Below are 23,336 nucleotides of genomic sequence, written 5' to 3'. Positions count from 1 at the left end.
TTTTTTCATTTTTATACAGCAAATATCTTTCTATATTTACAGATAAAATAGCCCAAATTAAACTAATAATAGTCCAAAAAATTATGTTTGATGAAAAGCGTAAAATGAGAAAACTTGCTGAAAAACTTGGCATCTCCTTATCTTCTATTGAAAATGAGATAAAATTTTTGAATTTCAACGAATTGAACATTGTGGACTTGATGCCCGAGATGTTAATAATGGTTCGCTCTTTAATTGCCAGCAAGACTTTTGCTTATAAAAGAAAACCAATCAGGACAATAGAAAAAGGACTACTCATTTCGTTTCAAAATATTCTTATTAACAAAAAATCGGCAAATGCCATTAGTAAAAGATCTTTGAACAATCAGCCTCATGTTCGTATTATACCTTCACATTTGGAAAGTGAAGTGTTATTTCCTAAAGATGTCCACGTACAGCAAATCAGCATTTTAGTTGAGCTGGAATACCTGAAACATTTTGTAGGAAATGATGCAGATAAATTGTCTTATCTTTTTGATATAGAAAAAACCTTTTGGATAGAAGAATTTTTGTCACCTGAAATGACTGATTTAATTGCTCAATTAGCTGACCTTTCAATAGAAAACATTTTACCGCAAGCTTTTTATCGGTTAAAAGCACTTGAACTTATTTATCTGCTTTTCAGCAATTTATTAAAAAGGAAAAAAACAGATTATTTCCATCTTAACAACGCTGAAATTGATGCGGTTTATTTGGTTCGGAATACGATAGCATCAAATCTGGAAAAATCCCTATCTAAAGATGAACTGGTAAAAATAGGTGGAATGAATGAGCTAAAACTAAGAAGGATTTTTACACAAGTTTTTGGAAAAGGAATGTACGAATATTACAATCATCTTCGTATGCAAAAAGCAGCAAGACTATTACAGCAGGAAAATCTTTCAGTTTCAGAAGTTGGCTATCAAGTAGGATTTAGCAACCTGAGTTATTTCGGAAGGTTGTTTGAAAAACACTTTGGATTAAAACCAAAGAAGTGGCAGGATAAAAATAGAATGTAAATACCTTATCCCTTTGCAAATTCTACTTTACCGGAAAAATCAGAGGTTGAGAGCTCCATTTTAAATATGCCATCTGAGTCGGTAACGGTACTTCCAATTAGTTTCCCTTTTTCAGATTTAAAATTCACAGATGTATTGCTTGCTTTTTCATTAGTGTCCCCCAATCTAATTACCCCCGATACAATTAGGTTTTCATACATGTTACTTTCATTCTCATCTGTGTAAGCTTCCACTTCAAATCCACCGCTGTTATATCGTTGCACTCTTCTGATAGGATCTTCACTATACATTCTCCGAGAACAACCAATAGTTATAAAAATTATAGATAATAAAACTGTAAAAAATCTGTTCATTAAAATCGATTCGATAAAAAAATTACTTTTATAAACAATAAAGATAAGATTACATTTTTAACATCCCGCAGGTTGACCGTGTTGAACTGTATCATTGTTTTCTACTTTATACTGTTCAGCTTTAATACGATCTATTATACTTTTATTTTCGTGTCCGAGAGCTTCATAAAAGCTTTAGGACCTGTTAATCCCTTCCAAGCCATATCATTGTAAAAGGCAGAATCGAATCCATTGTCTGCATAAAATATTTTAGCGACTATTTCTTCGCCAAAATCCGGCAAGAACAAAGGCATACTGATGTATATCGGAATTTGTGGGCTAAAAGGAGGGTTCCACCTTTTATTTTGATCTTCGTGTACATACGCTAGCCCTTTGAAGTTGCTCGTTGACCAATATTTACCAATAGATAAACCTATATGCCACAGCTCTTGTTCTTTCTTAAATATTTAGAACCATGATATATACGGTTTATGCAGATCAGCAGTATCAAGGCAGGAAGATCCCTCTGTTAGCAGTATTTATAATTGTAAAAAAAGATCACAAAAATAAAGTACAAAGAAGTGTAGTGACACTGAAAGATACAATTACCACAATTTGATTACTTAATTTTTACTAAATAAATTAGTATTTTTGATCCATGAAACCTCTTGAAGTCTTTTGCCGAAATCGCGTTATGTATGTCCAAATGACTGTGCATGATAAAAGCATGGGCATGAAAGACTATCATCTTTACAACAAAAATGGGCTTGCTTTTTACGTTTTCAGGAAGTCTCAGGGAGTTTGGGAACTTGCGTTTGGAGAACTTGCAGATGATATAAAGGAAGCATGTATCGATGCACTGATCCTGCGATTCGATAGCGATGTACCGGAGCTATTTTACCACCATGGCGTGCGCCAGGTAGTCGAGGTACGCGCGAAAAAATACAGTCTTTGGCACATTTATCTGAACAATGCTTATGTAGGAAGTATCCAGCACGACAAGTATACTAAGAATTTCGATTATCATATTGAGGACAATAGCCTACTGACCGACGACCAAGTACAAAAATACATCGGAATGATTCAACACGGAGAGCTAAAATGGAGAAAAGATGATAATAGATAATTTCGAGATTATTTGCGCGTTTAACGCTACTTTTTTAACCGTTTTGTCGGTTTCTTTTTTTGTGGCTTTGCTGGTGTCTTAATTTTTTTCTGTACGGTTTCCATGCGTTTTCTCCAGCTGATGATCTGAGATTCTTCATATACAGGAAGGCCTTTATCGTTGAGGAGCCCCATAGATTTAGCTAAACTAAGACTGAGGCGTGCAGACATACTGTTTGCTTTCTTCCATGTCTGTTGATCGTCTTTAAAATCCTTCTCATAAGCAGCAATAGCTTGCTTAATAATGGCTAGCTCCTTCTTATATTCTTTGAGCTTTCGATAAAGAATCATTAATCTGTTATATGCCCCTGCTTGTAATGGTGCTTTCCTTATAACCTGGTTGTAGCTTTCGATGGCATCTTCGGTTTTACCTTCGAGCTCCTGCAATCGTGCATCTTTTAACAGCTCATTTTTGGATTTCTTAATACCAGTCATATTTATTTTTATCTATCAATACGATCCAGAATACCCGGCCAAATCCCCGCTAATAAATTGTAGAGTCCTTTTAATCTGAATATCATAATTAAACTCGAGAAAAGTAATGAACAGATTAGCTAGCTCAAAGTTCCATCTCGGTTTCGGTCCACTTCCAGTAAAAGAAGAAGTTTGGCAATAGCGGGTGCCCTCCACTCTTCCGCAAGATCGCCCTCTATATAACCAAAATCTTCATCTAGGATCAGCTGGCAGCCATCCATCGTAATTCGGGCATATGGTCCGTTTTGCCCCTCCTGTCCTACCTCAAAATCACAGTATTTTTCTACTCCTATTTTATTTGTCACCGGAATTCCAGTGAATGTTGCTATAGCTGCCATATTTTTATTTTTTATTTTTCAAATAATTAATAACATCCTCACGACCATTGCCAACGCTTTTGATGGCCTCTTCGACTTGCTGCCGGGTTACGCCAAGTTCTTTTGCCAAATAATCGACCTCATAAGATTCACCGCCAGCTACCTGATTGCGATCCCTTGCATCTTTTTTATTTTTATTGTCTGTCATAATAAATGTTTTTGGAATAGAACAACCGCCAACCAATAGAGTTTGAAAACTATCACTATTCTGATGTTGTTCTAAATACAAAAAGGAGGAATTATGCCTTGGTATAATGGAGATTATCCACCATCATATAAAAATCAACCGGTCAACATCCGGGAGAAAGCAACTGAAATCGCTAATGCTTTGCTTGAGGAAGGCGCCGAAGAAGGAATTGCCATAGCAACTGGCCTAAAAAAAGCGAGGGAGCATTTTAAAAAGGTAAAAGAGGAAAATAGAAAGTAAAGAAGCACATAAATTATTAAATCGACAACTATGCCAGAATTACCAGACCTACAGGCCTTCAGCAAAAATCTCACAAAAATGCTTAAAGGTAAAGTGCTTGAAAAAGCTGCCATTCACAACAAACAAAAAACTAAAGTCAGCCTGAATGATCTGCAAACTCTTGAAGGCAAAAAACTCATCAAAGTTTATCGGGAAGGTAAAAGACTTTTTTTTGATTTTGGCAAAGATGCTATCTTGTCGATCCATCTCATGTTGCATGGCAAACTGGTATATTCGGAGGGCGAAAACCCAAAGTATGCATTAGTTTCCATGAAGTTTAAGGATGGTGGAACGCTATCCGTTACTGACTTTCAGAAAATGGCACATATAGAATTGAATCCTGAACATACAAACGTGATGGATGCACTTTCTGAAAAGCTAACCCCAAAATTACTTTCCGAACTATTGCAATCGAGCAAGGCCAAAATTAAAACTCTCCTGATGGACCAAAATGTCATTGGTGGTATTGGAAATGCCTACGCTGACGAAATCCTTTACGAAGCAGGGATATCACCACTTTCAATTTCAAACAAAATACCCGAAAAGCAGGTACAACATCTTGCCAAAGCAATTAAGGAAGTACTGGAAAATGCCGAACAGCAGATTTTAAAAGAGCATCCTGAAATCATTAACGGTGAGATAAGGGACTTCATGAAAGTCCATAACAAAAAAGCGAAGGTTGATGGTAAGGGTCATGAAATATTGCAAACCAAAATTAGCGGCAGAACTACTTATTACACAGAGCAACAAAAAGTTTTCGAATAGCACGGGATACGACTGGAGAATTACTTATCTCAGTGAAGTTTTTTGGCACAGATCTGGTACGGAAATAGGAACAACTAATTGCATATGAATAATCTATATATTATCTTCTTTTTTTTAGTTCTCCAGGCCTGTACAATGCGTAAAAGTACAATGACACCGGTACAAAATAATAAGTCCAAAATATACAATGACAGCTCAATGCAACAAGACTATTTTTCCATTTTAGAAACAATTTTGTCTGACGATTCAGCTGGTATCAAACTGCAACGTGAAGGAGAACGAAGGGCGTTCATTCATAACAAGTTTATGAGAGATTCTATCTCATCATTGCATGACAGGAGTTATGTTTTTTACAACGTCGATCCACAGAAGCTGATGAAAATATTGGATAACCAGCTCACAGACTCGCTGGATATGCTTAATCAGATGAACGAAAGGAAGGCAATCATCCCAATTCCAGACGCGATCAAAGCAGCGTACACTGTTGATGACGCCGATAAATACAGGATGGACCGCAACCAAAGCATTTATTACTTTCATCTTCCCATTATAGGGTATAATCGCAAAAAAGCATACGTGCCGGTTGACTATATATGCGGCCCTTTATGTGGAAACGGTGATGCATTTCTGCTTGAAAAAGTGAATGGTAAATGGGTAATCATACAACGATTCTTTAACCTCTGGATCTCTTAAAAAAATGTAGTCACAATAATCTTTAAACAGAAGATATTCACGCCAAATAACCAAGCGGACTTATAGCCTAATGGACCTTATCACTTTCTATAAATACACTTCCCGACAAATAGCACTCGGGAACATTGGCTAATACATAATCAATGTCCAGAATATTAGGACGAGCCGTACTTCCATGCCCACAATACAAACTCCTGATCCAGGTATCTACGTCATCCACCCATATCGCCTTCCAGGTAATATTTTGTGGATCCTGGACATTGACAGGTGAAATTAGGACATTATACCCCATCGCTCGCAGCGCGGTTAATACGACTCGATTTACTTTGACAAATTTCATCTTCGAAAGCTATATACGGTTGTCTTTACTTTGGAACAGAAATACAACCCATATGGTTCAAAAGTCATTAACTTTTTGTGCTTAGCGGCAGATCCTAATAGTACTAAATCTGACTGATCGCTTGCATCGGATCCATTCCCGAATCAAGAGACTCGTGGTGGTTACTCCTTTTTATATATAACTATTAAAACTGTCCTGTATGAGTTTTATGAGGTGTAATCATACAGGAGAAATGCTTCGGAACATCATTTTTTGACTTTCTGATTTAGTTTTTATACCACTTTTAGTAATATTTTTTCAAATCACTAATTCTTTCAATATGAAGTTCTCTGGCCTGAGACCGCCGCATCATTAGCGCATAAGCATTATTAAATCCCAAAGGTTTTAACCACTTGATGCCGTACAGCCTCTGAAACTCATTGTTCACATAATTATAGGTATCGGAAGGACTTTTGGATACGCTTCCTAATACCTGCTGATTTGGTTTTAACAACACCAAAAGGCCTGTTCCCGTGTACTCTACATAGCAATCAATGGCATCGCTCATCAAAGCATCAAAACATATTTTGGTCCCACCCAACCCCGTCTTTGTATCTACTTTATAATCGGTATGGCCTTCGATCAGCATTTTGTATATCGCAGCCAAAATATATTGTTCTGCAAAAATTTTTGAACCTACCTTTATCGTACCGGCGCTCCCAGAACCAGTTGGCTTATAAAGATTGTTGTGCAGCAGAAAGTCCTTTGCAATATGTTCTGGCGTCTGCTTCAAAAAATCTGCTTTATAATTGAGCTCCGTCATGACCGAATCATTGAACTTATCTGCCAGCAGGTTCATTGTCTCTTCCAGCTTGGGGAATTTCTGAAGGGTTGCCGTCTTGATGATCGGTGAAGCAAAATAAGGTGGGAAAATCTTCTTGTCATCTGCCAGCACAAACAGGTCGTATGCCTTGATCCGCCCATCGGTGGAGTATCCGCTAATGAGATCAAGATCTTTTTCATAAGCGGCTTTATACATAATTGCATCGCTGACAACAAGTGGGTTGACCTGAAGATCATAGATACTGCGAAGTCCCAGATCACCGTCCTGACGTCCCATAAACTCTGGTGTGAAACCTGCCTTGATGCGACTGTCATTGGACCTCATAGCCATATAAAGCATACTTAAAAAGCACATTGCGGTGAATATGCCCAATATAATATAGGTTTGTCGACTTTTGATATTTACTAGGGAATATTGGATTAGTGCAATGCCTTTGTCCAAGAGGATTGCTAATAATGCTGCAGGAATAGCGCCGGCCAAGATCATGTTGGAGTTGTTAAGGGATATACCGCCAAAAATAAATTCACCCAAGCCCCCGGCGGCAACAAATGATGCCAAGGTTGCTACGCCAACATTGATCACTGCCGCTGTACGTACGCCCGCGATAATCACTGGCATGGCAAGTGGAAGTTCTACTTTGAGGAGCAGTTGCCAATCGGTCATACCCATCGCTTTCGCAGCCTCTACGATACTGGAACCAACTCCTGTAATGCCGGTAAAGGAATTCCGGATAATGGGTAAGAGAGCGTAGATAAATAGTGCAACAATGGCGGGAATGGCTCCGATACCCAGAACCGGAATAAGAAAACCCAACAATGCAATACTCGGTACAGTTTGCAAAACACCTGCGAAACCTAAAATAATAGCAGCAAATTTTCTCTTTCTCGAGATCAGTACCCCTAGAGGCACTCCGATAAGAATGGCAAATACCAAAGATAAAAATGTAAGCCCGAGATGTTGGCCAATCTGGGTCAATAGCTTGTCCTGTTGTTCGAGAATAAATTGCCAAAAACTTTGCGCCGTCATACCACTTGTTGTTTTCGATAGTTGTTAAATGCGCCCACTAGCGTTTCATAGGCTTGCGCCGTATCTGTATGCATACTCAGAACCTGGGTGGCATGCCATAAATCTGTGCTCAATGTAAATCCATAACGCGAGATAAAAGGATCTATCGCCGTAATCCCTTGTAGTTCTTGTAAGGTAGTCACTTTATACTCCAATAGTAGGCGATTTTCGGCGAAGAAATTGGCTACAAATTCATTTGCAGGTCTATATAACAGTTCTTTTGGCGTTCCGATCTGCACGATTTTCCCCTTGTCCATTAAGCAGATCCGCTGTCCAAGTTCGAAAGCCTCAGACACATCGTGCGTAACGAGGATGATCGTCTTACTGCGTATCTCCTCCAAGGATCTGAATTCTGCGTGGATATCTGCTTTGGTTATATTATCCAGTGCTCCGAATGGCTCGTCCATTAATAGAATAGGTGAATCGGCGATCAGTGCCCTAGCAATGCCTACGCGCTGTTGTTGCCCTCCACTCAGTTCATGGGGATAACCTTGTTGGATCTCCTCGCCCAAGTTTAATTTGTGAAGTAGCTCCGCAGTACGCATGCTTATTTTCTTTTTTTCCCATTTCAACAATTCTGGAACTACAGCAATATTGCGTGCAACGGTATAGTGCGGAAAAAGGCCGGCATGCTGCATGACAAAACCAATTTGCCTACGTAAATCATGGATGCCTCTTTCTCTGATATCTTTGCCAGCAATAAAGATCTGGCCTTTATCGGGTTCGATAAGCCTATTGATCATTTTTAGGGTTGTCGTCTTTCCACAACCGCTGGTTCCTAGCAGAACAAGAACTTCGCCTTGATTGGCCTGAAGGGAAATCTGATCGACTGCGGCCTTTCCATTAAAGAATTTTGAAATGGAGACGATATCTATCATATTATCTCGCGAGTCTAATACCTGTAAATTGCCACTGCAGTGCCGTCTGAAAAAAGTTTCGGTACGTTTTGCGGCTATGATCTTTAGGTGTTGCAATGGAGGCTCCACGCAAGACCATCTGGTTAACCATAAATTTTCCGTTATATTCACCCACGGCGCCAGCCTCCTTTTTAAATCCGGGATAAGGAAGATATGCAGAATTGGTCCACTCCCACCGCTGTCCCCAATTGAGATGATCTGCCGCAACCTCCCACTCTGCCTCTGTCGGAAGCCGCATTCCCCTCCAGGCTGCAAATGCGGAAGCTTCATAAAAGTTGACATGGCAAACTGCATCTTCCAAGTCTATTTCCATCAACCCCGCTAAGGTATAATTCATCCATTGTCCATCCATCAAATGCCAATATAAGGGAGCCTGAGCCTGATGCTGTTTTACCCAGTCCCAACCTTCGGAATGCCAATACCGGAAATCGTCGTACCCACCATCTTCCATGAAAGCAATGTATTCCTTATTTGTCACCAAATCACTCGCGATTTCAAAGTCATTCAAATAGACCTTATGTCTTCCTTTCTCATTATCAAAACAGAAACCTGAACCTTCATATCCGATTTCATAAATCCCAGCACCAAATTGGACATACGTTGATTCGGCAGCCGCATAACTGACAGGAGCTTTTGTACTGCCGTAGGCAGGAAAAAGGGGATTGTGCCCCAGTATATATTTGATATCCGTAAGCAGCAATTCTTGATGTTGCTGTTCGTGATTTAATCCTAGCACAAAGATGTCAAGGAGATCTTTTGTCAAAAACCCACCATCCAAAAACTCAATCATGGACTTGTCCACACATTTGCGATATCTATAGATGTCTGCAACGGAAGGTCTGCTCAGATTTCCTCGATCTGTACGAATCACCCGAGCTCCTATTGTTTCATAGTAACTATTGAACACAAAATTGTATTCAGCGTCGAATGGCTGATAGTTTGGCAAATGCGGAAGTAAAATAAATGTTTCGAAAAACCAGGTGGTATGTCCAAGATGCCATTTCGGAGGACTAACCTCTCCTATGGGCTGAACAACATAATCCTCAGTTTCCAATGGTTGGCAAATTTCTTCGGAATAAGCCCGTATAGCAAGATAGCTATCGATCCATTTTTGCTTTTCGGACATTTCGATAAGCGCATTTTGTATATTTTTCATAAATAAAACTTATTAGGACACCCTCCATACCGAATCAACAAACCATCCTTTGCTGTCTTCAATATTTGCGATCAGCTGAAATCCTGCTATAGAAGCCATTCGCTGTATTTCCTCAGGAGCATATTTCTGAGAAATTTCCATGTCAATTAATTCATTTTCCTTAAAAAAAATAGACTCGCCTTTGATATGGACATGTTGATTGGTTAGACTGACCAAGAAACTGCGGCAGGCTCCGGAGATTGGATCGTAGGATTGATAATGCTGAAAATATTGGGTATCAAAATCAGCTTCAAGTTCCCGGTTGATGCGATTCAGTAAATTGATGTTGAAGGCCGACGTGATTCCGGTTTTATCGTTATAGGCAGAAAGAACGGTGTGTGGATTTTTTTTGAGATCAAAACCGATTATAATAATATCACCGGGGCTTAGTTTACGGCGGATTTCGGCACAAAAAAAGTGGGCTTCGTCCATATCCATATTGCCGATATTACCACCTAAAAATAAAACTACTTTTCGCCGTTCGGAAATTTTCATCGCCTGGTCAAGCATTTCAAAGTACTCTCCCTCCAACGGAACGATGTCTAAAGTTGGAATGTCACGATGTAATTTTTCGCCTAATACCGCAAGAATATTGCCCGATATATCGATAGGCATGTAGGAGTACGTGTTATGATGTGCACTGAGATGGGTTAACAGATGACTTGATTTAAGGGCATCACCTGCCCCCAGCTCTATCAGGTCGAAATCGGATTCATCAGTTGTGATGAAATCTGCTAACTCAGCAGTTTTTGTGCGAAATATTTCAAGCTCGCAGTTGGTCAGATAATATTCGGGCATATGCATGATATCCTGAAAAAGTCGATCGCCAATGGGATCATAAAAATACTTTGAAGATAATTTCTTCGGATAAGTATTTAAACCTTCTACCACTTCCTTGTGAAAAACCCCTTCATACTTTTCGATCTCAGGTGAAGCACTAATTACTGGTAGAACATTATTTAATTGTAAACTCATAACTCTATGGTATTTGCGGTCTTTGTTACAGAAATATAACAGGAAAAATGAGCGAATAGTTTCGGAATAATCCAATCTGTGAAAATGGTCGAAACAGCAAATGGCCAGCCTGGATTAAGGCGGCGACGTTATGCTGATTTACGATTGAATTTCTCGATTCGGAGGAAATCCTACTATTTAAAAAAGGCTGATCATAAGATCAGCCTCTAAAACACTCATCACAATAAAACATACTAATCGTGCCCTTCAGTCTTAACAATCTTGTTGTAAATACCTAATAATAAAAACGGCGCCGCCCACTGGCCGACAAACAGTGCATTATTGTCGTCTTTTGTTTTGCAACATTTTAATGCTGCTGAAATTCCCATCGCTGCCAGCGAAGCTGCTAAAAATAAAATCGATGGAATTTTAGAAGTTTGGTTTTCTACCTCTCTTGTTACTTTGTCTTCATTTCCTGTTGTAAGTGCCATAATATATATACTTTGGTTTATTATTGAACTATTTTCAAGAGGAAATGGTTTAAATTTAAACAAAAAAAGGTCGAGACTCTGATTCTCGACCTTAACATGATACGTAATATTGATAATGGAGGACTAAAATAACCATTTGGTACATAGCTTTGTTTAGAATAAAGTGCTAAAAGGAGGAAGCTTAATCCCTATTGTTTTATAGGTTTTTACAAGAGTTTGGCATATCAACCTAGATAGCGTCGAAATAGTCAATTCAATAGTAGCTGGTTTTAGGGATCCTAAAAATAATTGTTACTAACGGTGAACGAATTTCACTTGGTGCTGTTCTAATCAGCATGGTTTCGTCACGTGCATCACATATACAATCAATATATTATGAAAATAGCAGTGCTAGCTCATTTAAAAACATCCCATCCGCAAACCATTTATGGGCGGGTTGGAAGCCTTTACATACGAAGTAACTAAACTTTTACTGCAAAGGGGACACGAGGTTACCTTGTTTGCCAGTGAGCATTCCGATCCTTCTCTAAATGTGCATGCTATCCTTAGCGATGTAGATTACGATATGGAGACATTAAGTAGATTTCGCTCGCATGAATTGAGTGAAGATTTTATATCGACACATCACGCCTATCTGGAGCTGATGCAGGAGATAGACCAATATGATTTTGATGTTATATTTAACAATAGCCTAAATTACGTACCCATTACAATGGCGACCTTAGCGGAAACACCGATGGTAACAGTATTGCATACACCTCCTATTTTTGAGATGAAAAAAGCTATTATGGCAGCAAACAGATACAACAAAATGACTTATGTATCTGTCTCGCAAACAAATGCATCAATGTGGGAGCCCTATATACCCAATTGTAAGGTCGTACACAATGGAATTGATTTGAATAAATGGAGCTATATAGCAAATAACTCTGGAGAGTATGCATTATGGTTTGGCAGAATTCATCCCGATAAAGGAACCCATTTCGCAATAGCAGCTGCAAAATTGGCCGGAAGACCTATCAAAATCGCAGGCTCGGTCGCAGACAAACATTATTTCGAAACTTTTGTCAAACCGCTTCTCGATGAAAACGCTGAATGGGTAGAGCATTGCACACACGAACAACTTAATGAACTAATCGGAAATGCGGCAGTAAGTGTGATTACCCCCTGCTGGGAAGAACCTTTCGGTTTGGTTGTTGCTGAAAGCTTAGCATGCGGAACGCCAGTCGCTGGCTTTGCGAGAGGAGCGCTACCAAAAATTGTGACAAAAGAAACTGGATGTCTTACAGCGTCCTGCTCAGTGACAGAATTGGCTAATTGCATAAACGACGCAGCACAGCTTAGTCGCAAAGCATGCCGAGTGCATGCTGAATCATCATTGGATATACAGCATATGGTATCTTCCTACGAAAATATATTTGCTCAAGTAATCAAAAAATGTGCAGATAAATATGTCTTATAAATATGCTTTTTACATTCACCACCATGGGTCTGGTCATCTTACTCGAGCCTTAGCTATAGCTGCGCAACTACCCGCTGATGAAGTGGTTTTCCTCGGTAGTTCATTAGAAACTTATAAAGATTTAATACCAAAAGGTATTCGTTCAATCGAATTGCCATTTGATATTCCCGCCAATAGCGATCGGGATTGGGCTGCTAGTGACCTGAGTTTTTTACATTATGCTCCCGTGAATGTGAAGGGTATAATAAATAGAAATTACCTTATAACAGAATTTTTTGCAAAGCACAACCACTGTTTACTAATCGTTGATGTTTCGGTCGAGATAACTTTACTTGCGCGTCTCTGTGGGATACCAACAGTAGTCGTAAGACAACATGGCAACCGCTCCGACTTAGCACACTTAATGGCTTATGAAAGCGCTTCTTTTGTGTTGGCACCATACGCAAAATCAATGGCTCAAGATATTGAAAGCGATTTTGCGCATAAAACATTTTATTCAGGTGGCTTCTCCAAATATAGCGGCATGTCGGTTGAGAACAATACGAGTGCGGACGATCAAATAGCGATGTTCTTTGGACGAGGTGGCACATGTTTCGATTGGAAGCTCATCGCTCAAATTCGGAAAGATTTACCTGAAACATCCAGCCTACATATACTCGGCACAATACCAGATTATCACGCTATTAGTGGAGTCAGCTATTATGGCAATTCAAAAACTGCATACGATATATTAAAAAATTGCGGCATCGTGATAAGCAATGCGGGACACAACTGCGTGATGGAATTGGGCGACTTAAGAAAAAAAGTTATTTGCGTACCTGCGGAAAGGCCTTTTGAAGAGCAAAAAATAAAAGCCAAGCTACTGCAAAATGCTGGTGTAGCGACGATAATAGAAGAGCAAGCTTTACATCAGGTCAATTGGTCCCACATCATTGAAAACGCAAAAAAATTAAAGGTCGAAGCATGGGAAAAATTGATGAACCCAAAAGCGACCATCGAAATTGCTGCGCGCCTTAAGAAATTGCATTCAAATCTATTTAAAACTTTATATAAATAATATGTACTCTACCGCTTCCATTTCTGTATTGACGATCGTACATAAACGCCATGACGCGCTAATAAACCTGATGAATGGGCTCGCAAAAAATTCTATTCTACCCACAGAGCTGATCATTGTCTATATCAATGAACGTGCCTACCCACTCAAAGACGAATATCCCTTTAAGATAAAGTCCTTGGAAATAGATACAACAGGTGAATTAAATTTGGCCAAAGCAAGAAATACGGCTATAAAAAGTTCGAGTTCTTTATTTAATATCTTTTTAGACGTAGATTGTATTCCGGCAGATGATTTAATAGAACAGTATCTGCCCTATTCAACAAAAAATATTTTAATAAGCGGCCGGGTAAGGTATTTAAAAAAAGGCTTTGCAGATAAACTTGGATGGATGTCGCAGTTGATGCAAAACAGCAGGCCGGATCCTGTCAGGAAAGATGTAGATCAATTTAGTTATGAACTTTTTTGGTCCCTCAATTTTGCGTGTACCAAAGAGACTTTCCATAAAATTGGAGGATTTGATCAAAATTATATTGGATATGGAGCTGAAGATACCGATTTTGGTTTCAGTGCGAGGAATAATGGGGTTGCTCATATCACGATCGACGCATTGGCCTACCACCAATATCATCCAAGTTATAATCCCCCTTTAAACCACTTCAAACCAATTGTCATCAACGCTAATCAATTTTTCCTAAAATGGAGAGTTTGGCCAATGATGGGATGGTTAACTAAATTTAATGAGTGCGGATATATATCCTTCAAAAACAATAAAATAACCATTGTTCGAGAGCCTTCAAAACAAGAAATTGCGGCCAGCCTCATTGAATAGGAAACAGGTCAAGGTTATTCTCGGACATTTAAAGAACCGTCCTTGTCAACTATTATCGGATTATAATTCGCAACAAATTAAAAAAAATATTGATAACATATTTTCAACATATTTAAATTTCCCCAAAATGCATTTAAATCCTACGATATCCACATTTAACCATGTCGTTTTGCATACACTTTTTGGCAAAGTTAAAAAAAGTACTTTGATTAATTTTGACCAAATACTTAGAAATGAAAAACTTTATAAAGTTATTACTGCTTTTAATGGTTATGATGACTACTTTATCAACTCAATCCATGGCACAAAAGAAAGATGTAAATGTCTTGGTCCTTATTTACTCCGATAACGGTGGGACTTTAGAATTAGCAAAAGAATTTGCTAAAGGCTTAGAAAAAAACTCAAATGTTCGATCAGTAATTAAACAAGTAAAGCATTCGGACAATCCAATTTTAAAAACTATCCCAGTTGTTAGTATGGAGGAACTTTCATCATATGATGGTATCGCGTTTGGCTCTCCGGTGTATTTTGGAAATATTAGTACCGGCATGAGCGAATTTTTCTCCAAAACAACAGATCTATGGGCGAAACACGCACTTGAAGGAATGCCTGCCAGCGTATTTATGTCTGCGGGTACCGGAGCAGGACGTGAACTTGCCTTACAGTCGTTTTGGAATACTCTTGCGGTTCATGGAATGATACTTGTTTCAAATGGCATACGCTCAAATGACAAAATTGACAGATCAATTGCTCAGGGCAATTCTGTTTTAGGAACCACGAGCTTGGTAGGTATAAAAAATGTGCCACGTCCGAGCTCCGATGAACGCCTTCTTGCCGAAGATCAGGGGGAAAACTTCGGGAAGGTTGCAAAGGCCTTACAAGGAACATTTCACAAAGAATCCGCTCCTATTGAACAAAAAAACAATAATGATATAAATCAGGAACTGATCAATAAAAAAATTATCCTGCCTGATGTTCCAAAACCTGCTGGAAATTATCAGCCATTTGTACGTACCGGAAACCTGGTATTTATCAATCAATATGCATTAAAGGATGGGAAATTACAATACCCCGGAAAACTCGGTAAAGACGTGGATGAAAGGCAGGTTAAGGAAGCGACACGTACCACAATGCTCAATGTTTTGGGAGTATTAAAAAATGCTGTGGGAGGCGATCTTAACCGCATAAAAAAATGTGTTCAGTTAACTGGGTACTTTAATGTAACTGATGACTATACCAAACATGCTGACCTCATGAACGCTGCATCAGATTTGGTTGTAGAAGTATTTGGTGAAAAAGGAAAACACGCCAGGGCAACGGTGGGAGCCTCGTCACTCCCAGGAAATACTTCAGTCGAAATACAGGCTATATTCGAAATTGAATAGATTCCATCGGTGTCCCTGAAAAATGCTTTCCGATACGATCTAGTCAAATTAAAATCTCTATCTCCTGTGCTTTGGCGTTAATAGAGATTAATAAAATATACTTCATACGGAGACACTTATCTAATTTGATTTATAAATAAAAACCCGTACATTCAACGGAAATTAACCTCTTTCCATTATGCAAAGTAACAATTGGTTCAACCGGTTTAAATACATCCAGCGAAAAAGGGTATTTTGGTTAATTACGCTATTAACTATTTTTCATCATACAAGCTTCGCGCAAAAAGATCCGCAGCTCAGGGAAGCACTGTCTATCATGACAAAAGCATCTATTTCTGGAGATATCGAAGGTATAAGTCAAACATCGCCCCGCATAATTGAAAGCATGGGCGGGATAGATCAGGCAACAAAACTGACCAAGGAACTCTATTCATCTCTTATAAAATATGGGGTTAAAATTGATTCCACGATCAATTATGTCGATATAGATGTCTCAAAAATTTATGGGATAGCCTACTGCTTTATTCCTCAGGTATTGGTAATGTCTATGCCTGAAAAAGGCAAAATGGCTATTACTTCGGCTTACTTATTAGCGTTAAAAGAGGACGAAACCAAAAAATGGACTTTTATTAATTTCAATAAAATGGATCAGGAAAAGATCAATTTGTTTCTTCCTGAATTTAACGGCAAGATTTCTCTTCCTCCGGGTCTAGAAAAAAAAACCTTAGTCGTGAAGAAAGAAGAGGTAGCTAAAACTGTCGATCATCTAATGAAACTTATAGATGAATCTGTCAAAGAAAATAAATAGTTTTAAGTCATTTCCCGTCAATCTTCGGAAATTCACTAAAACCTGCTATGATTTTTTTGTTTCACCTCAGGTCCCAATTGCTAAGGGAAATGTACTGTAGACTACTCCAGAAAATTCATCTTATACTCAGCTAAAATCTGCGTATTTTTAGGATTAATAAAATTCCTTTCATCGCACGAAAAGAGGAATCAAAAAGACCTTTCCGCAATTGCGGAAAGGTCTTTTTGATAATCTCAATATCGAAATGGAGGTTAATATTCCTCCATATAATGGAATCCTATGTTGTTTGGCGTTATGTTCCTCCTTCTACTCATACTTTTTGTTGCGATTTTATAGGAATCTAACGTGTTCCTAAATCTTTCGCATGCATACTGCCTACCCCCAAAATACAATTGAAAATAAAGGGCATTCGGATGAAAAGACAATTCAATTAAACTCCAGCTTCTTTATCAGTAAAAATCTGGACTCCTGCTTTCTTTTCAATTAACTGTAACGGATATAGTTCAGGATTATATACACCATGAAGAACTTGATTCAAAGCGTTTTTCTTGGATTTGCCAAATGTAACAATTAGAATATTTTCAGCTTTATTGATGATAGGTTCAGTCAACGTAATTCTAAACATTTCCTGTGGCTTTAGATAGTAGGCATCAACCCATTTTCCTTTTTCTTGTAGGATCTTTTCACCTGGAAACAGAGAGGCAGTGTGGCCATCATCCCCCATTCCTAATAGGATGAAATCAAAAATACCGTCAGCTCCCAAAACATTTCTGATTTGCGCTTCGTATTCTTTAGCGTAATTTTCAGGCTCAATTCCCTCTTTATACATGGGGAAAATCTGATTTTTATTGACTGGAACTTTATTCAAAAGTACTTCCAAAGTCATCTTAAAATTACTTTTCTCATCTTCAAGAGAAACCCATCTTTCATCTACCCAAAAAAAATGGATTTTCTCCCAAATTATTTTATCGGCATATTCAGGAGTAGCTAATAAACTAAAAATAGCTTTCGGTGAAGAGCCACCACTCAACGCAACCACAAATTTATCATGCTTCTGGATTGCTTTTTTCGAAAGCTCAACAAATGTATCTGCTGCTTCTTTATATAAAGCATCCAGATTATCAAATATCGTAATATTCATTTTCTTTTAATAGATTTTAAACCCACTGATGTCCCTGCCGCTCTACCAGTGCATCACTGTCATCAGGCCCCCAGTTTCCTGAAGCATAATTTGGGAAAGAGGGGTCTTTGGTTTTTTCCCAGGTTTCCTGAATTGTTTTTATCACATCCCACGCTTCTTCTACCTGATCAGAGCGCATAAACAGTGTAAGGTCTCCGACAAGTGCTTCCAATAATAGAGTTTCATAAGCTTCGGGAGTATCGGTCTGACAGGCAAAATTATCGAAAATCATTTCCACAGGTTTAAGCGCTAAGGACAAGCCTGGTTTTTTAGACATAAACTGCAATCTGATGTCCATTTGTGGCTGGATATTAATAATCAATCGGTTAGCCGACAGAAGCGAGGTGCTTTCTGAAAACATAGAATTGGGAAGTGGCTTAAACTGAATCGTTATATAAGAATGCTTTTCTTTCATCTTCTTCCCGGTACGAACATAAAAAGGAACATCCTCCCATCTTTCATTATCCAGATAAAACTTGATAGCGACAAATGTTTCGGTATTGGAATCAGGAGCAATTCCCTCCTCCTGGCGATAGCCATTTACTTTCAGCCCATTTACTTTGCCTCGTCCGTACTGTCCTCTTACCGCATAATGATCTACTTTTTCAGGAGAAATCCTACGGATGGATTTTAAAACATCAACTTTACGATCCCTGATCTCACCCGATCCAAGTGAAGCCGGAGGTTCCATAGCAACCATACAAAGAATTTGCAAAAGATGGTTCTGAATCATATCGCGCAAAGCTCCTGTCTGCTCATAAAAACTGGCTCTTGTTTCCACTCCGACTTCTTCGGCAACCGTAATCTGCACCGATTCTATATGTCTGTGGTTCCAAAGAGGTTCAAAAATTGAATTTCCGAATCTGAACGCCAAAATATTCTGTACTGTTTCTTTACCTAAATAATGATCGATACGATAAATCTGTTCTTCCTGGAAAGTTTGTGAAAGAAGATTATTTAGCTCAATGGCAGATTCTTTATTGTGACCAAAAGGTTTTTCGATAATAATTCGATCTGTTGCAGGATCAGATGCTATTGATGTATTTTTAAGATGATTTGAAATTACAGATACAAAGTTTGGTGCAATCGACAAATAGAAAAGTCTGTTTCCTCTCATTCCGTACACCTTATCAAAATTCTCCAGTTTCTGATATAAATTCTGATAAGAGCTTTCTTCATCAAGCTGATGCTGAAAATAGCTGATGTGAGCCTGAAAACCAGCCCAATCTTCCTTGGTTACGGTCTTCCTGGAAAAACTCTCCAGATTTTCTTTAATATAAGCGCTGAATTTTTCATCCGTATTTTCGGCTCTTCCTAAAGCTAGAATATTAAAACCTTTGGGCATTCTGCCATCGATGTATAAATTGTAGAAGGCTGGAAAAAGCTTTCTTTTTGCCAAATCCCCTGTTGCACCAAAAATAACGATCGTTGTTGGATGCAGGATTGTATTGTCACTCATTGTTAGGATCTAGTTATTTGGGGTTTGCCATGAAGTATGAAAGACTCCTTCTCTGTCCGTTCTTTGGTAAGTGTGCGCACCAAAATAATCACGCTGAGCCTGGAGCAGGTTTACAGGTAAAGATGCTGTGGTGTATGCTTCGAAATACCCTAGAGCCGACTGAATTCCTAAACTTGGAATTCCGTTTGATACAGCAAAAGCAGCCGTTTTTCTTAATGACGGAATTTTATCTTTTACAATTTCTGAAATTTCCTGATCCAATAAAATATTAGATAAGTTCTCGTACTTTGAATAAGCCAGATAAAATTTCTCCAATAAAACCGAACGGATGATACACCCACCTCTCCAGATTTTAACAACATCTTTTAACGGAATTTCAAACTGATATTCCTCAGAAGCTTTTACCAATAATGCCAAACCTTGAGCATAACTGATTAAAGTAGATAAATACAAAGCATCCCCCACCTCTTTTATAAACAATTCTGTATTTTCTGGAGTTTTCACTTCTTCTTTAGCATATATTTGAGAAGCTTTTGCTCGCTCATCTTTGTAAGCGGATAAAATTCTTGATGTTACGGCAATATCGATGGTTGGAATAGAGACCCCAATTTCCATACCCTCCTGGGAGTCCATTTTCCGGTTCCTTTTGCTCCTGCTTTATCTAAAATCTTGTCGACAAGAAAACCGTCTGTTACATCATCTTTTTGCTGGAAGATATCTCTTGTTATTTCAATAAGGAAAGAATTCATCTCGCCTTCATTCCATCTTTTAAAAACTTCATACAATTGTTCATTCGTAAGATTAGCTCCTTTTCTCAGTAAATCATATGCTTCACTGATTAATTGCATGATGGCATATTCAATACCGTTGTGAACCATTTTAACATAATTCCCAGCAGCTCCTTTCCCCATATAAGCGGTACAGGGCTCCCATTTACTTTTGCTGAAATAACTTCCAGCATAGGCTTCACCAAATTGAAAACTTCCAAATCTCCCCCTGGCATAATACTCGGTCCTCTTCTGGCGCCCTGCTCTCCTCCAGAAACTCCCATTCCCATAAAATGAAGGTTTTTAGAAGCTAAATTGGCTATACGTCTCTCGGTATCTTTGAAATAAGAATTTCCCGCATCAACGACAATATCTTTTGGACTCAGCAGCGGGTTATGCTTTCAAGAACAGCATCAAACCGGTTTGCCTGCTGGTACCATCAAAATAACTTTTCGCGGACTTTCTAAACTCAATACAAATTCCTCTAGTGAAACAGTTCCAACAACCTGTGTACCGGAAGCCACTCCTTTACGAAGTTCGATTACCTTTTCTTCATCTAAATCGAATCCTACGACAGAAAAACCATTATCGGCAATGTTGTAAAGCAGATTTCTTCCCATTACACCCAGACCAATGACCCCGTAATTATACTTTTCCATTCTTACTTAAAGTTTATGTTATAAATTCAAAATTACTGAAATGCATGCCAGTAAAAAAATTATCTAAAATTTTCTTTCCATTGTGACACTTTTTATCATCAACTGGAAAATGTCATTAATCAATACGGTGAAAAGGGCATCGTTCAACATATAAACTATCCAGGTCCAAATTCTCTAATTTTAATTTTACTTTTGGCTATATGTAAATACATGCTAATCAGTAAACTCTTTCTTGTTCTTTCGGATGTAGTCAACCAGAATTTTTTGCAAGTTTTTAGCGTCATTAAGTTTGTAGAACTCCTCGTCAAATTTGTTTAGCGGATTGTTTTCATAAGATTTACTAAAACCTTCTACCGTACCATCCTGATCTTCGGTTATTTTCGATTTCTCCTTTTCAAATGTGCTGTTTGCCCGCTCGGTCAGATCAGCAAATTGAGTAGCGCCAACTAATTTCAGCGCTTCTGGCAACGCAGCAGCAAATTGACCGCTTGAATTAAAATAAAACTGGTTATAACCACCATTATTTACTTCTCCTTCTAATTGGCTGATCATATAATTGCTTGTCTGGATTTGTTCCAGGACAAGACGATTTCATATTCTTTGTCATATGCCGGCGATAACTTACGAAAGAGGTTATCATAAACGACTTCCAATAAGATGTCATCCGAAGTCGTATCAATAATCTGCTCGGTTAATGGATTCTGAATTGATGGCTTATTATTGTTTTGCTTAGTATGTCCAGAACAGCCAAATAAATTTAAAATAATTATTATTATAATTCCAATGGTAATAGTTTGTGTTCGCATTGATTTTATCATCTTTAAATCTTTTTAGTATTCAAATATATACATTGATTTGCAAACAATTTCCTCAGTGGTATAGTTATAAAATGGTTCGACATCCTCTGTATGCACTTTTCAATTGGATTTTCTTTTACAATGAAGTACATTGCAGAAACATTGATGCGACTAAAGAATTATTTTGTAAAATTGGCTAAGTTAATTCTCTTTAAAACAATTTAATATGAAAAATTATATCATTACCGGAATATTTTTGCTTCTGTTCACAAATTTGGCGTTTCCACAATATTTCACCCTAGCTCCAACAGGTTTCGTTTCTAAAGAGAATCTAGATTATACCGTAGTAGAAGTTCCTGGCGTTAAACAGCAAGAACTTTACAATAATGTATTAAAGTCGATCAATAGCTTGTATTCCAATCCCAAAGAAGGCCTGACTTTGGTTCCCGGGCAGGCGATAACTTTAGCAGCTTACCAACAAAGAGGACTTAAAACATCGGGTATTGCTTACTATGATGTCGATTATACCTTGTCTTTTTTGTTTAAAGATGGAAAAATAAGAATCAATAGTCCAACTTTCAGTGCTCAAATTATGAATTACAACGGTACTTGGAATAAAATGAACGTGAAAAAATTTTATTTCAAAGGCAACGGTAGCCCCAAAAATGAGAAAAAACATCAATTCGTAAACGCGTACTTTAATGGGCTGATCAAATCCATTCTTGAAAAATCAACCAATATTGATAATTGGTAATATCGATGTATTTCTTCTCTTCTTGATAATAAACTTGCGAACTTTCATTCCATTTTTCCAGTTTTAATTCTAGAAATAATATTATTCAACGCCTTTAAAAGACATAATAACGCCAGAATATTTATCATGATCTGCACCAATATAAGATAAATCAATACCGGATAAATTTTTATTGTTTACAGCTTCTTTAAATAGCGTATAATTCATTTTTTCGATCCTATTATTCCAGTCTTCATCCGATGTTGGCTTAATTGATTCCAAATCTTTCATTTCAAACATCGCACGATCCGATATTTTTTTAGACCGTTGGACAAAGATTGTATCTCCTTCTATCTTTAGAATCTTAACCCAACCTGCTGGTAAACCTTGGATGTTATTTCCTTCAGCATCGGTAAAGAAACTTGCTCCATATAGTTGTCCTGCCTGTAATTGTTGAGCCGACTTAGCAAGACTTTCTTTTTCATTCCGATATTTCTTGCCATCCATGTTCAGTTTAATACCGTAAATAATAGAGCCGATAATTGCTATCGATGCTATAATCAAATACCCTTTCCAAAGTTTGAAATAGGGAATTTCTAGTGTCTTCTTAAATTTCTTTACCTCTTCTTTTATTTCAGGCGAATAATTTCTTGCGTGGATGACCTGCCCGTACTGATTGACTAAACGAGACATTTTTACCAGACCTCCTCCAACCGGAAACCCTAAAAATTTGGTCGCAGGTGTAATGATACTAAGATTGAAATTCTGCGGTATGGTCTCATTTTTTAATGTTGCAGTGATATTTTTACTTCCTAAAACGTACTCGTAACGTGTATAAATGAACAGCATAAATGGAATGAATTATAAATATTAACGGTTCGAAATTAAGAAAAAATTCCTCCTGTAAGAATCCTGTGTCAATTAACTAATTAGTACAGAAACAGATAAATTTATTTGATATCCTACGCGTACCTTGTTCTAAATACAAAAATGAGGAATTATGCCTTGGTATAATGGAGATTATCCACCATCATATAAAAATCAACCGGTCACCGTCCGGGAGAAAGCAACCGAAATCGCAAATGCTTTGCTTAAAATCCAAAG

26 protein-coding genes and 2 pseudogenes are annotated in these 23,336 nt (G+C 38.0%); 11 read left to right on the top strand and 17 right to left on the bottom strand.

Translation table 11 applies throughout. The annotated features are described in order from the left end of the window. The first annotated feature begins 83 nt into the window (after positions 1-83). Positions 84-1,037 (top strand): helix-turn-helix domain-containing protein, encoded by a 954-nt coding sequence (locus DTA23_RS10025; RefSeq protein WP_075992241.1) that lies wholly within the window; start codon positions 84-86, stop codon positions 1,035-1,037. A 5-nt stretch (positions 1,038-1,042) separates the two neighbouring features. On the opposite strand, the gene DTA23_RS10020 is transcribed toward DTA23_RS10025, so the two are convergent. Then, positions 1,043-1,390, bottom strand: coding sequence for a hypothetical protein (locus tag DTA23_RS10020; protein WP_146753055.1), 348 nt, complete (start codon positions 1,388-1,390; stop codon positions 1,043-1,045). A gap of 712 nt (positions 1,391-2,102) precedes the next feature. Between DTA23_RS10020 and DTA23_RS10015 the strand changes: the two genes are divergently transcribed. Further along, on the top strand, positions 2,103-2,495 hold the full coding sequence (locus DTA23_RS10015) for a hypothetical protein (RefSeq protein ID WP_139145061.1): 393 nt from the start codon (positions 2,103-2,105) through the stop codon (positions 2,493-2,495). A 26-nt stretch (positions 2,496-2,521) separates the two neighbouring features. On the opposite strand, the gene DTA23_RS10010 is transcribed toward DTA23_RS10015, so the two are convergent. From DTA23_RS10010 to DTA23_RS10000, 3 genes are all read right to left on the bottom strand, one after another. Then, positions 2,522-2,968 (bottom strand): hypothetical protein, encoded by a 447-nt coding sequence (locus DTA23_RS10010; RefSeq protein WP_112374597.1) that lies wholly within the window; start codon positions 2,966-2,968, stop codon positions 2,522-2,524. A gap of 119 nt (positions 2,969-3,087) precedes the next feature. Next, positions 3,088-3,345, bottom strand: a complete 258-nt coding sequence (locus DTA23_RS10005) for a hypothetical protein (protein ID WP_112374596.1) — start codon at positions 3,343-3,345, stop codon at positions 3,088-3,090. A 4-nt stretch (positions 3,346-3,349) separates the two neighbouring features. Next, positions 3,350-3,613, bottom strand: coding sequence for a DUF3606 domain-containing protein (locus DTA23_RS10000; protein WP_204991198.1), 264 nt, complete (start codon positions 3,611-3,613; stop codon positions 3,350-3,352). A 12-nt stretch (positions 3,614-3,625) separates the two neighbouring features. On the opposite strand from DTA23_RS10000, the gene DTA23_RS09995 reads away from it, so the two are divergent. The 3 genes from DTA23_RS09995 (at position 3,626) to DTA23_RS09985 (ending at position 5,308) form a co-directional block, all read left to right on the top strand. After that, positions 3,626-3,811: a DUF2188 domain-containing protein gene (locus DTA23_RS09995; protein ID WP_070568431.1), complete on the top strand. Its 186-nt coding sequence runs from the start codon at positions 3,626-3,628 to the stop codon at positions 3,809-3,811. A 30-nt stretch (positions 3,812-3,841) separates the two neighbouring features. Continuing rightward, positions 3,842-4,615: an Fpg/Nei family DNA glycosylase gene (locus DTA23_RS09990; RefSeq protein ID WP_112374595.1), complete on the top strand. Its 774-nt coding sequence runs from the start codon at positions 3,842-3,844 to the stop codon at positions 4,613-4,615. Positions 4,616-4,699: 84 nt separating this feature from the next. Beyond that, positions 4,700-5,308, top strand: coding sequence for a hypothetical protein (locus DTA23_RS09985; RefSeq protein WP_146753054.1), 609 nt, complete (start codon positions 4,700-4,702; stop codon positions 5,306-5,308). A 67-nt stretch (positions 5,309-5,375) separates the two neighbouring features. Here DTA23_RS09985 and DTA23_RS09980 read toward each other — a convergent pair whose 3' ends face one another. From DTA23_RS09980 to DTA23_RS09955, 6 genes are all read right to left on the bottom strand, one after another. Continuing rightward, on the bottom strand, positions 5,376-5,648 hold the full coding sequence (locus DTA23_RS09980; RefSeq protein WP_088161273.1) for a hypothetical protein: 273 nt from the start codon (positions 5,646-5,648) through the stop codon (positions 5,376-5,378). A 283-nt stretch (positions 5,649-5,931) separates the two neighbouring features. Further along, positions 5,932-7,497: an ABC transporter permease/substrate-binding protein gene (locus DTA23_RS09975; RefSeq protein WP_112374593.1), complete on the bottom strand. Its 1,566-nt coding sequence runs from the start codon at positions 7,495-7,497 to the stop codon at positions 5,932-5,934. Continuing rightward, positions 7,494-8,414 (bottom strand): ABC transporter ATP-binding protein, encoded by a 921-nt coding sequence (locus DTA23_RS09970; RefSeq protein WP_070566447.1) that lies wholly within the window; start codon positions 8,412-8,414, stop codon positions 7,494-7,496. The genes DTA23_RS09975 and DTA23_RS09970 overlap by 4 nt, the downstream gene beginning before the upstream one ends. A gap of 1 nt (position 8,415) precedes the next feature. Further along, complete coding sequence (gene egtB, locus DTA23_RS09965; RefSeq protein ID WP_172462371.1) at positions 8,416-9,609, bottom strand: ergothioneine biosynthesis protein EgtB; 1,194 nt, start codon at positions 9,607-9,609, stop codon at positions 8,416-8,418. Between the two features lie 12 nt (positions 9,610-9,621). Continuing rightward, positions 9,622-10,623 (bottom strand): L-histidine N(alpha)-methyltransferase, encoded by a 1,002-nt coding sequence (locus DTA23_RS09960; protein WP_112374592.1) that lies wholly within the window; start codon positions 10,621-10,623, stop codon positions 9,622-9,624. A gap of 233 nt (positions 10,624-10,856) precedes the next feature. After that, positions 10,857-11,093, bottom strand: coding sequence for a hypothetical protein (locus DTA23_RS09955; protein WP_070566443.1), 237 nt, complete (start codon positions 11,091-11,093; stop codon positions 10,857-10,859). 427 nt (positions 11,094-11,520) lie between these two features. Here DTA23_RS09955 and DTA23_RS09950 point away from each other — a divergent pair, with 427 nt between their 5' ends. From DTA23_RS09950 to DTA23_RS09930, 5 genes are all read left to right on the top strand, one after another. Beyond that, positions 11,521-12,555: a glycosyltransferase family 4 protein gene (locus DTA23_RS09950; RefSeq protein ID WP_218565345.1), complete on the top strand. Its 1,035-nt coding sequence runs from the start codon at positions 11,521-11,523 to the stop codon at positions 12,553-12,555. Further along, positions 12,545-13,612 (top strand): glycosyltransferase, encoded by a 1,068-nt coding sequence (locus DTA23_RS09945; protein ID WP_112374591.1) that lies wholly within the window; start codon positions 12,545-12,547, stop codon positions 13,610-13,612. The genes DTA23_RS09950 and DTA23_RS09945 overlap by 11 nt, the downstream gene beginning before the upstream one ends. A gap of 1 nt (position 13,613) precedes the next feature. Beyond that, entirely contained in the window at positions 13,614-14,444 is an 831-nt protein-coding gene (locus DTA23_RS09940) for a glycosyltransferase family 2 protein (protein ID WP_070566436.1), read from the top strand. Positions 14,445-14,677: 233 nt separating this feature from the next. Further along, on the top strand, positions 14,678-15,829 hold the full coding sequence (locus tag DTA23_RS09935; RefSeq protein WP_070566434.1) for an NAD(P)H:quinone oxidoreductase: 1,152 nt from the start codon (positions 14,678-14,680) through the stop codon (positions 15,827-15,829). Positions 15,830-16,007: 178 nt separating this feature from the next. Next, positions 16,008-16,637, top strand: a complete 630-nt coding sequence (locus tag DTA23_RS09930; protein WP_112374590.1) for a hypothetical protein — start codon at positions 16,008-16,010, stop codon at positions 16,635-16,637. A 430-nt stretch (positions 16,638-17,067) separates the two neighbouring features. Here the strand turns inward: DTA23_RS09930 and pgl are convergent, their stop codons facing one another. The 6 genes and pseudogenes from pgl to DTA23_RS27580 all read right to left on the bottom strand — a co-directional run bounded on the left by pgl (position 17,068) and on the right by DTA23_RS27580 (position 21,508). After that, positions 17,068-17,778: a 6-phosphogluconolactonase gene (gene pgl, locus DTA23_RS09925; protein WP_070566430.1), complete on the bottom strand. Its 711-nt coding sequence runs from the start codon at positions 17,776-17,778 to the stop codon at positions 17,068-17,070. A 16-nt stretch (positions 17,779-17,794) separates the two neighbouring features. After that, positions 17,795-19,276, bottom strand: coding sequence for a glucose-6-phosphate dehydrogenase (gene zwf / locus DTA23_RS09920; protein WP_070566428.1), 1,482 nt, complete (start codon positions 19,274-19,276; stop codon positions 17,795-17,797). Between the two features lie 9 nt (positions 19,277-19,285). After that, positions 19,286-20,124 (bottom strand): annotated as a pseudogene (locus DTA23_RS28890) (NADP(+)-dependent, decarboxylating phosphogluconate dehydrogenase). Further along, a pseudogene (locus tag DTA23_RS28885) lies at positions 20,115-20,663 on the bottom strand (NAD(P)-binding domain-containing protein). Before DTA23_RS28885 ends, DTA23_RS28890 begins: the two co-directional pseudogenes overlap by 10 nt. A 252-nt stretch (positions 20,664-20,915) precedes the next feature. Continuing rightward, positions 20,916-21,254, bottom strand: a complete 339-nt coding sequence (locus DTA23_RS27585; protein ID WP_204991201.1) for a DMP19 family protein — start codon at positions 21,252-21,254, stop codon at positions 20,916-20,918. After that, positions 21,251-21,508 carry a hypothetical protein gene (locus DTA23_RS27580; RefSeq protein WP_204991202.1) on the bottom strand — a complete coding sequence of 86 codons (258 nt, stop codon included), beginning with the start codon at positions 21,506-21,508 and terminating at the stop codon, positions 21,251-21,253. Before DTA23_RS27580 ends, DTA23_RS27585 begins: the two co-directional genes overlap by 4 nt. A gap of 217 nt (positions 21,509-21,725) precedes the next feature. Here DTA23_RS27580 and DTA23_RS09905 point away from each other — a divergent pair, with 217 nt between their 5' ends. Further along, the gene (locus DTA23_RS09905) at positions 21,726-22,253 is read left to right on the top strand and encodes a DUF4468 domain-containing protein (RefSeq protein ID WP_070566421.1); all 528 of its coding nucleotides are present in this window, start codon (positions 21,726-21,728) and stop codon (positions 22,251-22,253) included. Between the two features lie 81 nt (positions 22,254-22,334). Here the strand turns inward: DTA23_RS09905 and DTA23_RS09900 are convergent, their stop codons facing one another. Continuing rightward, a complete protein-coding gene (locus DTA23_RS09900; protein WP_112374589.1) occupies positions 22,335-23,081 on the bottom strand; it encodes a hypothetical protein in 747 nt (248 codons plus the stop codon). Positions 23,082-23,336 lie beyond the last annotated feature (255 nt).

Origin of the sequence: Sphingobacterium multivorum (assembly GCF_900457465.1) — a bacterium.
Taxonomy (GTDB): domain Bacteria; phylum Bacteroidota; class Bacteroidia; order Sphingobacteriales; family Sphingobacteriaceae; genus Sphingobacterium; species Sphingobacterium multivorum.
This window is presented reverse-complemented; position numbering and strand designations above follow the sequence as displayed.

What these genes read in the sequence shown, in the direction of transcription:
- DTA23_RS09950 (WP_218565345.1), top strand. Translation starts at nt 11,521, where the DNA reads ATGGGCGGGTTGGAAGCCTTTACATACGAAGTAACTAAACTTTTACTG.
- DTA23_RS09900 (WP_112374589.1), bottom strand. Translation starts at nt 23,081, where the DNA reads ATGCTGTTCATTTATACACGTTACGAGTACGTTTTAGGAAGTAAAAAT.
- DTA23_RS27585 (WP_204991201.1), bottom strand. Translation starts at nt 21,254, where the DNA reads ATGATCAGCCAATTAGAAGGAGAAGTAAATAATGGTGGTTATAACCAG.
- DTA23_RS09940 (WP_070566436.1), top strand. Translation starts at nt 13,614, where the DNA reads ATGTACTCTACCGCTTCCATTTCTGTATTGACGATCGTACATAAACGC.
- DTA23_RS10005 (WP_112374596.1), bottom strand. Translation starts at nt 3,345, where the DNA reads ATGGCAGCTATAGCAACATTCACTGGAATTCCGGTGACAAATAAAATA.
- DTA23_RS09935 (WP_070566434.1), top strand. Translation starts at nt 14,678, where the DNA reads ATGAAAAACTTTATAAAGTTATTACTGCTTTTAATGGTTATGATGACT.
- DTA23_RS09905 (WP_070566421.1), top strand. Translation starts at nt 21,726, where the DNA reads ATGAAAAATTATATCATTACCGGAATATTTTTGCTTCTGTTCACAAAT.
- zwf (WP_070566428.1), bottom strand. Translation starts at nt 19,276, where the DNA reads ATGAGTGACAATACAATCCTGCATCCAACAACGATCGTTATTTTTGGT.
- DTA23_RS09975 (WP_112374593.1), bottom strand. Translation starts at nt 7,497, where the DNA reads ATGACGGCGCAAAGTTTTTGGCAATTTATTCTCGAACAACAGGACAAG.
- DTA23_RS09970 (WP_070566447.1), bottom strand. Translation starts at nt 8,414, where the DNA reads ATGATAGATATCGTCTCCATTTCAAAATTCTTTAATGGAAAGGCCGCA.
- DTA23_RS10010 (WP_112374597.1), bottom strand. Translation starts at nt 2,968, where the DNA reads ATGACTGGTATTAAGAAATCCAAAAATGAGCTGTTAAAAGATGCACGA.
- DTA23_RS10025 (WP_075992241.1), top strand. Translation starts at nt 84, where the DNA reads ATGTTTGATGAAAAGCGTAAAATGAGAAAACTTGCTGAAAAACTTGGC.
- DTA23_RS09930 (WP_112374590.1), top strand. Translation starts at nt 16,008, where the DNA reads ATGCAAAGTAACAATTGGTTCAACCGGTTTAAATACATCCAGCGAAAA.
- DTA23_RS27580 (WP_204991202.1), bottom strand. Translation starts at nt 21,508, where the DNA reads ATGCGAACACAAACTATTACCATTGGAATTATAATAATAATTATTTTA.
- DTA23_RS09980 (WP_088161273.1), bottom strand. Translation starts at nt 5,648, where the DNA reads ATGAAATTTGTCAAAGTAAATCGAGTCGTATTAACCGCGCTGCGAGCG.
- DTA23_RS09995 (WP_070568431.1), top strand. Translation starts at nt 3,626, where the DNA reads ATGCCTTGGTATAATGGAGATTATCCACCATCATATAAAAATCAACCG.
- DTA23_RS10020 (WP_146753055.1), bottom strand. Translation starts at nt 1,390, where the DNA reads ATGAACAGATTTTTTACAGTTTTATTATCTATAATTTTTATAACTATT.
- egtB (WP_172462371.1), bottom strand. Translation starts at nt 9,609, where the DNA reads ATGAAAAATATACAAAATGCGCTTATCGAAATGTCCGAAAAGCAAAAA.
- DTA23_RS09955 (WP_070566443.1), bottom strand. Translation starts at nt 11,093, where the DNA reads ATGGCACTTACAACAGGAAATGAAGACAAAGTAACAAGAGAGGTAGAA.
- pgl (WP_070566430.1), bottom strand. Translation starts at nt 17,778, where the DNA reads ATGAATATTACGATATTTGATAATCTGGATGCTTTATATAAAGAAGCA.
- DTA23_RS09960 (WP_112374592.1), bottom strand. Translation starts at nt 10,623, where the DNA reads ATGAGTTTACAATTAAATAATGTTCTACCAGTAATTAGTGCTTCACCT.
- DTA23_RS09945 (WP_112374591.1), top strand. Translation starts at nt 12,545, where the DNA reads ATGTCTTATAAATATGCTTTTTACATTCACCACCATGGGTCTGGTCAT.
- DTA23_RS10015 (WP_139145061.1), top strand. Translation starts at nt 2,103, where the DNA reads ATGAAAGACTATCATCTTTACAACAAAAATGGGCTTGCTTTTTACGTT.
- DTA23_RS09990 (WP_112374595.1), top strand. Translation starts at nt 3,842, where the DNA reads ATGCCAGAATTACCAGACCTACAGGCCTTCAGCAAAAATCTCACAAAA.
- DTA23_RS09985 (WP_146753054.1), top strand. Translation starts at nt 4,700, where the DNA reads ATGAATAATCTATATATTATCTTCTTTTTTTTAGTTCTCCAGGCCTGT.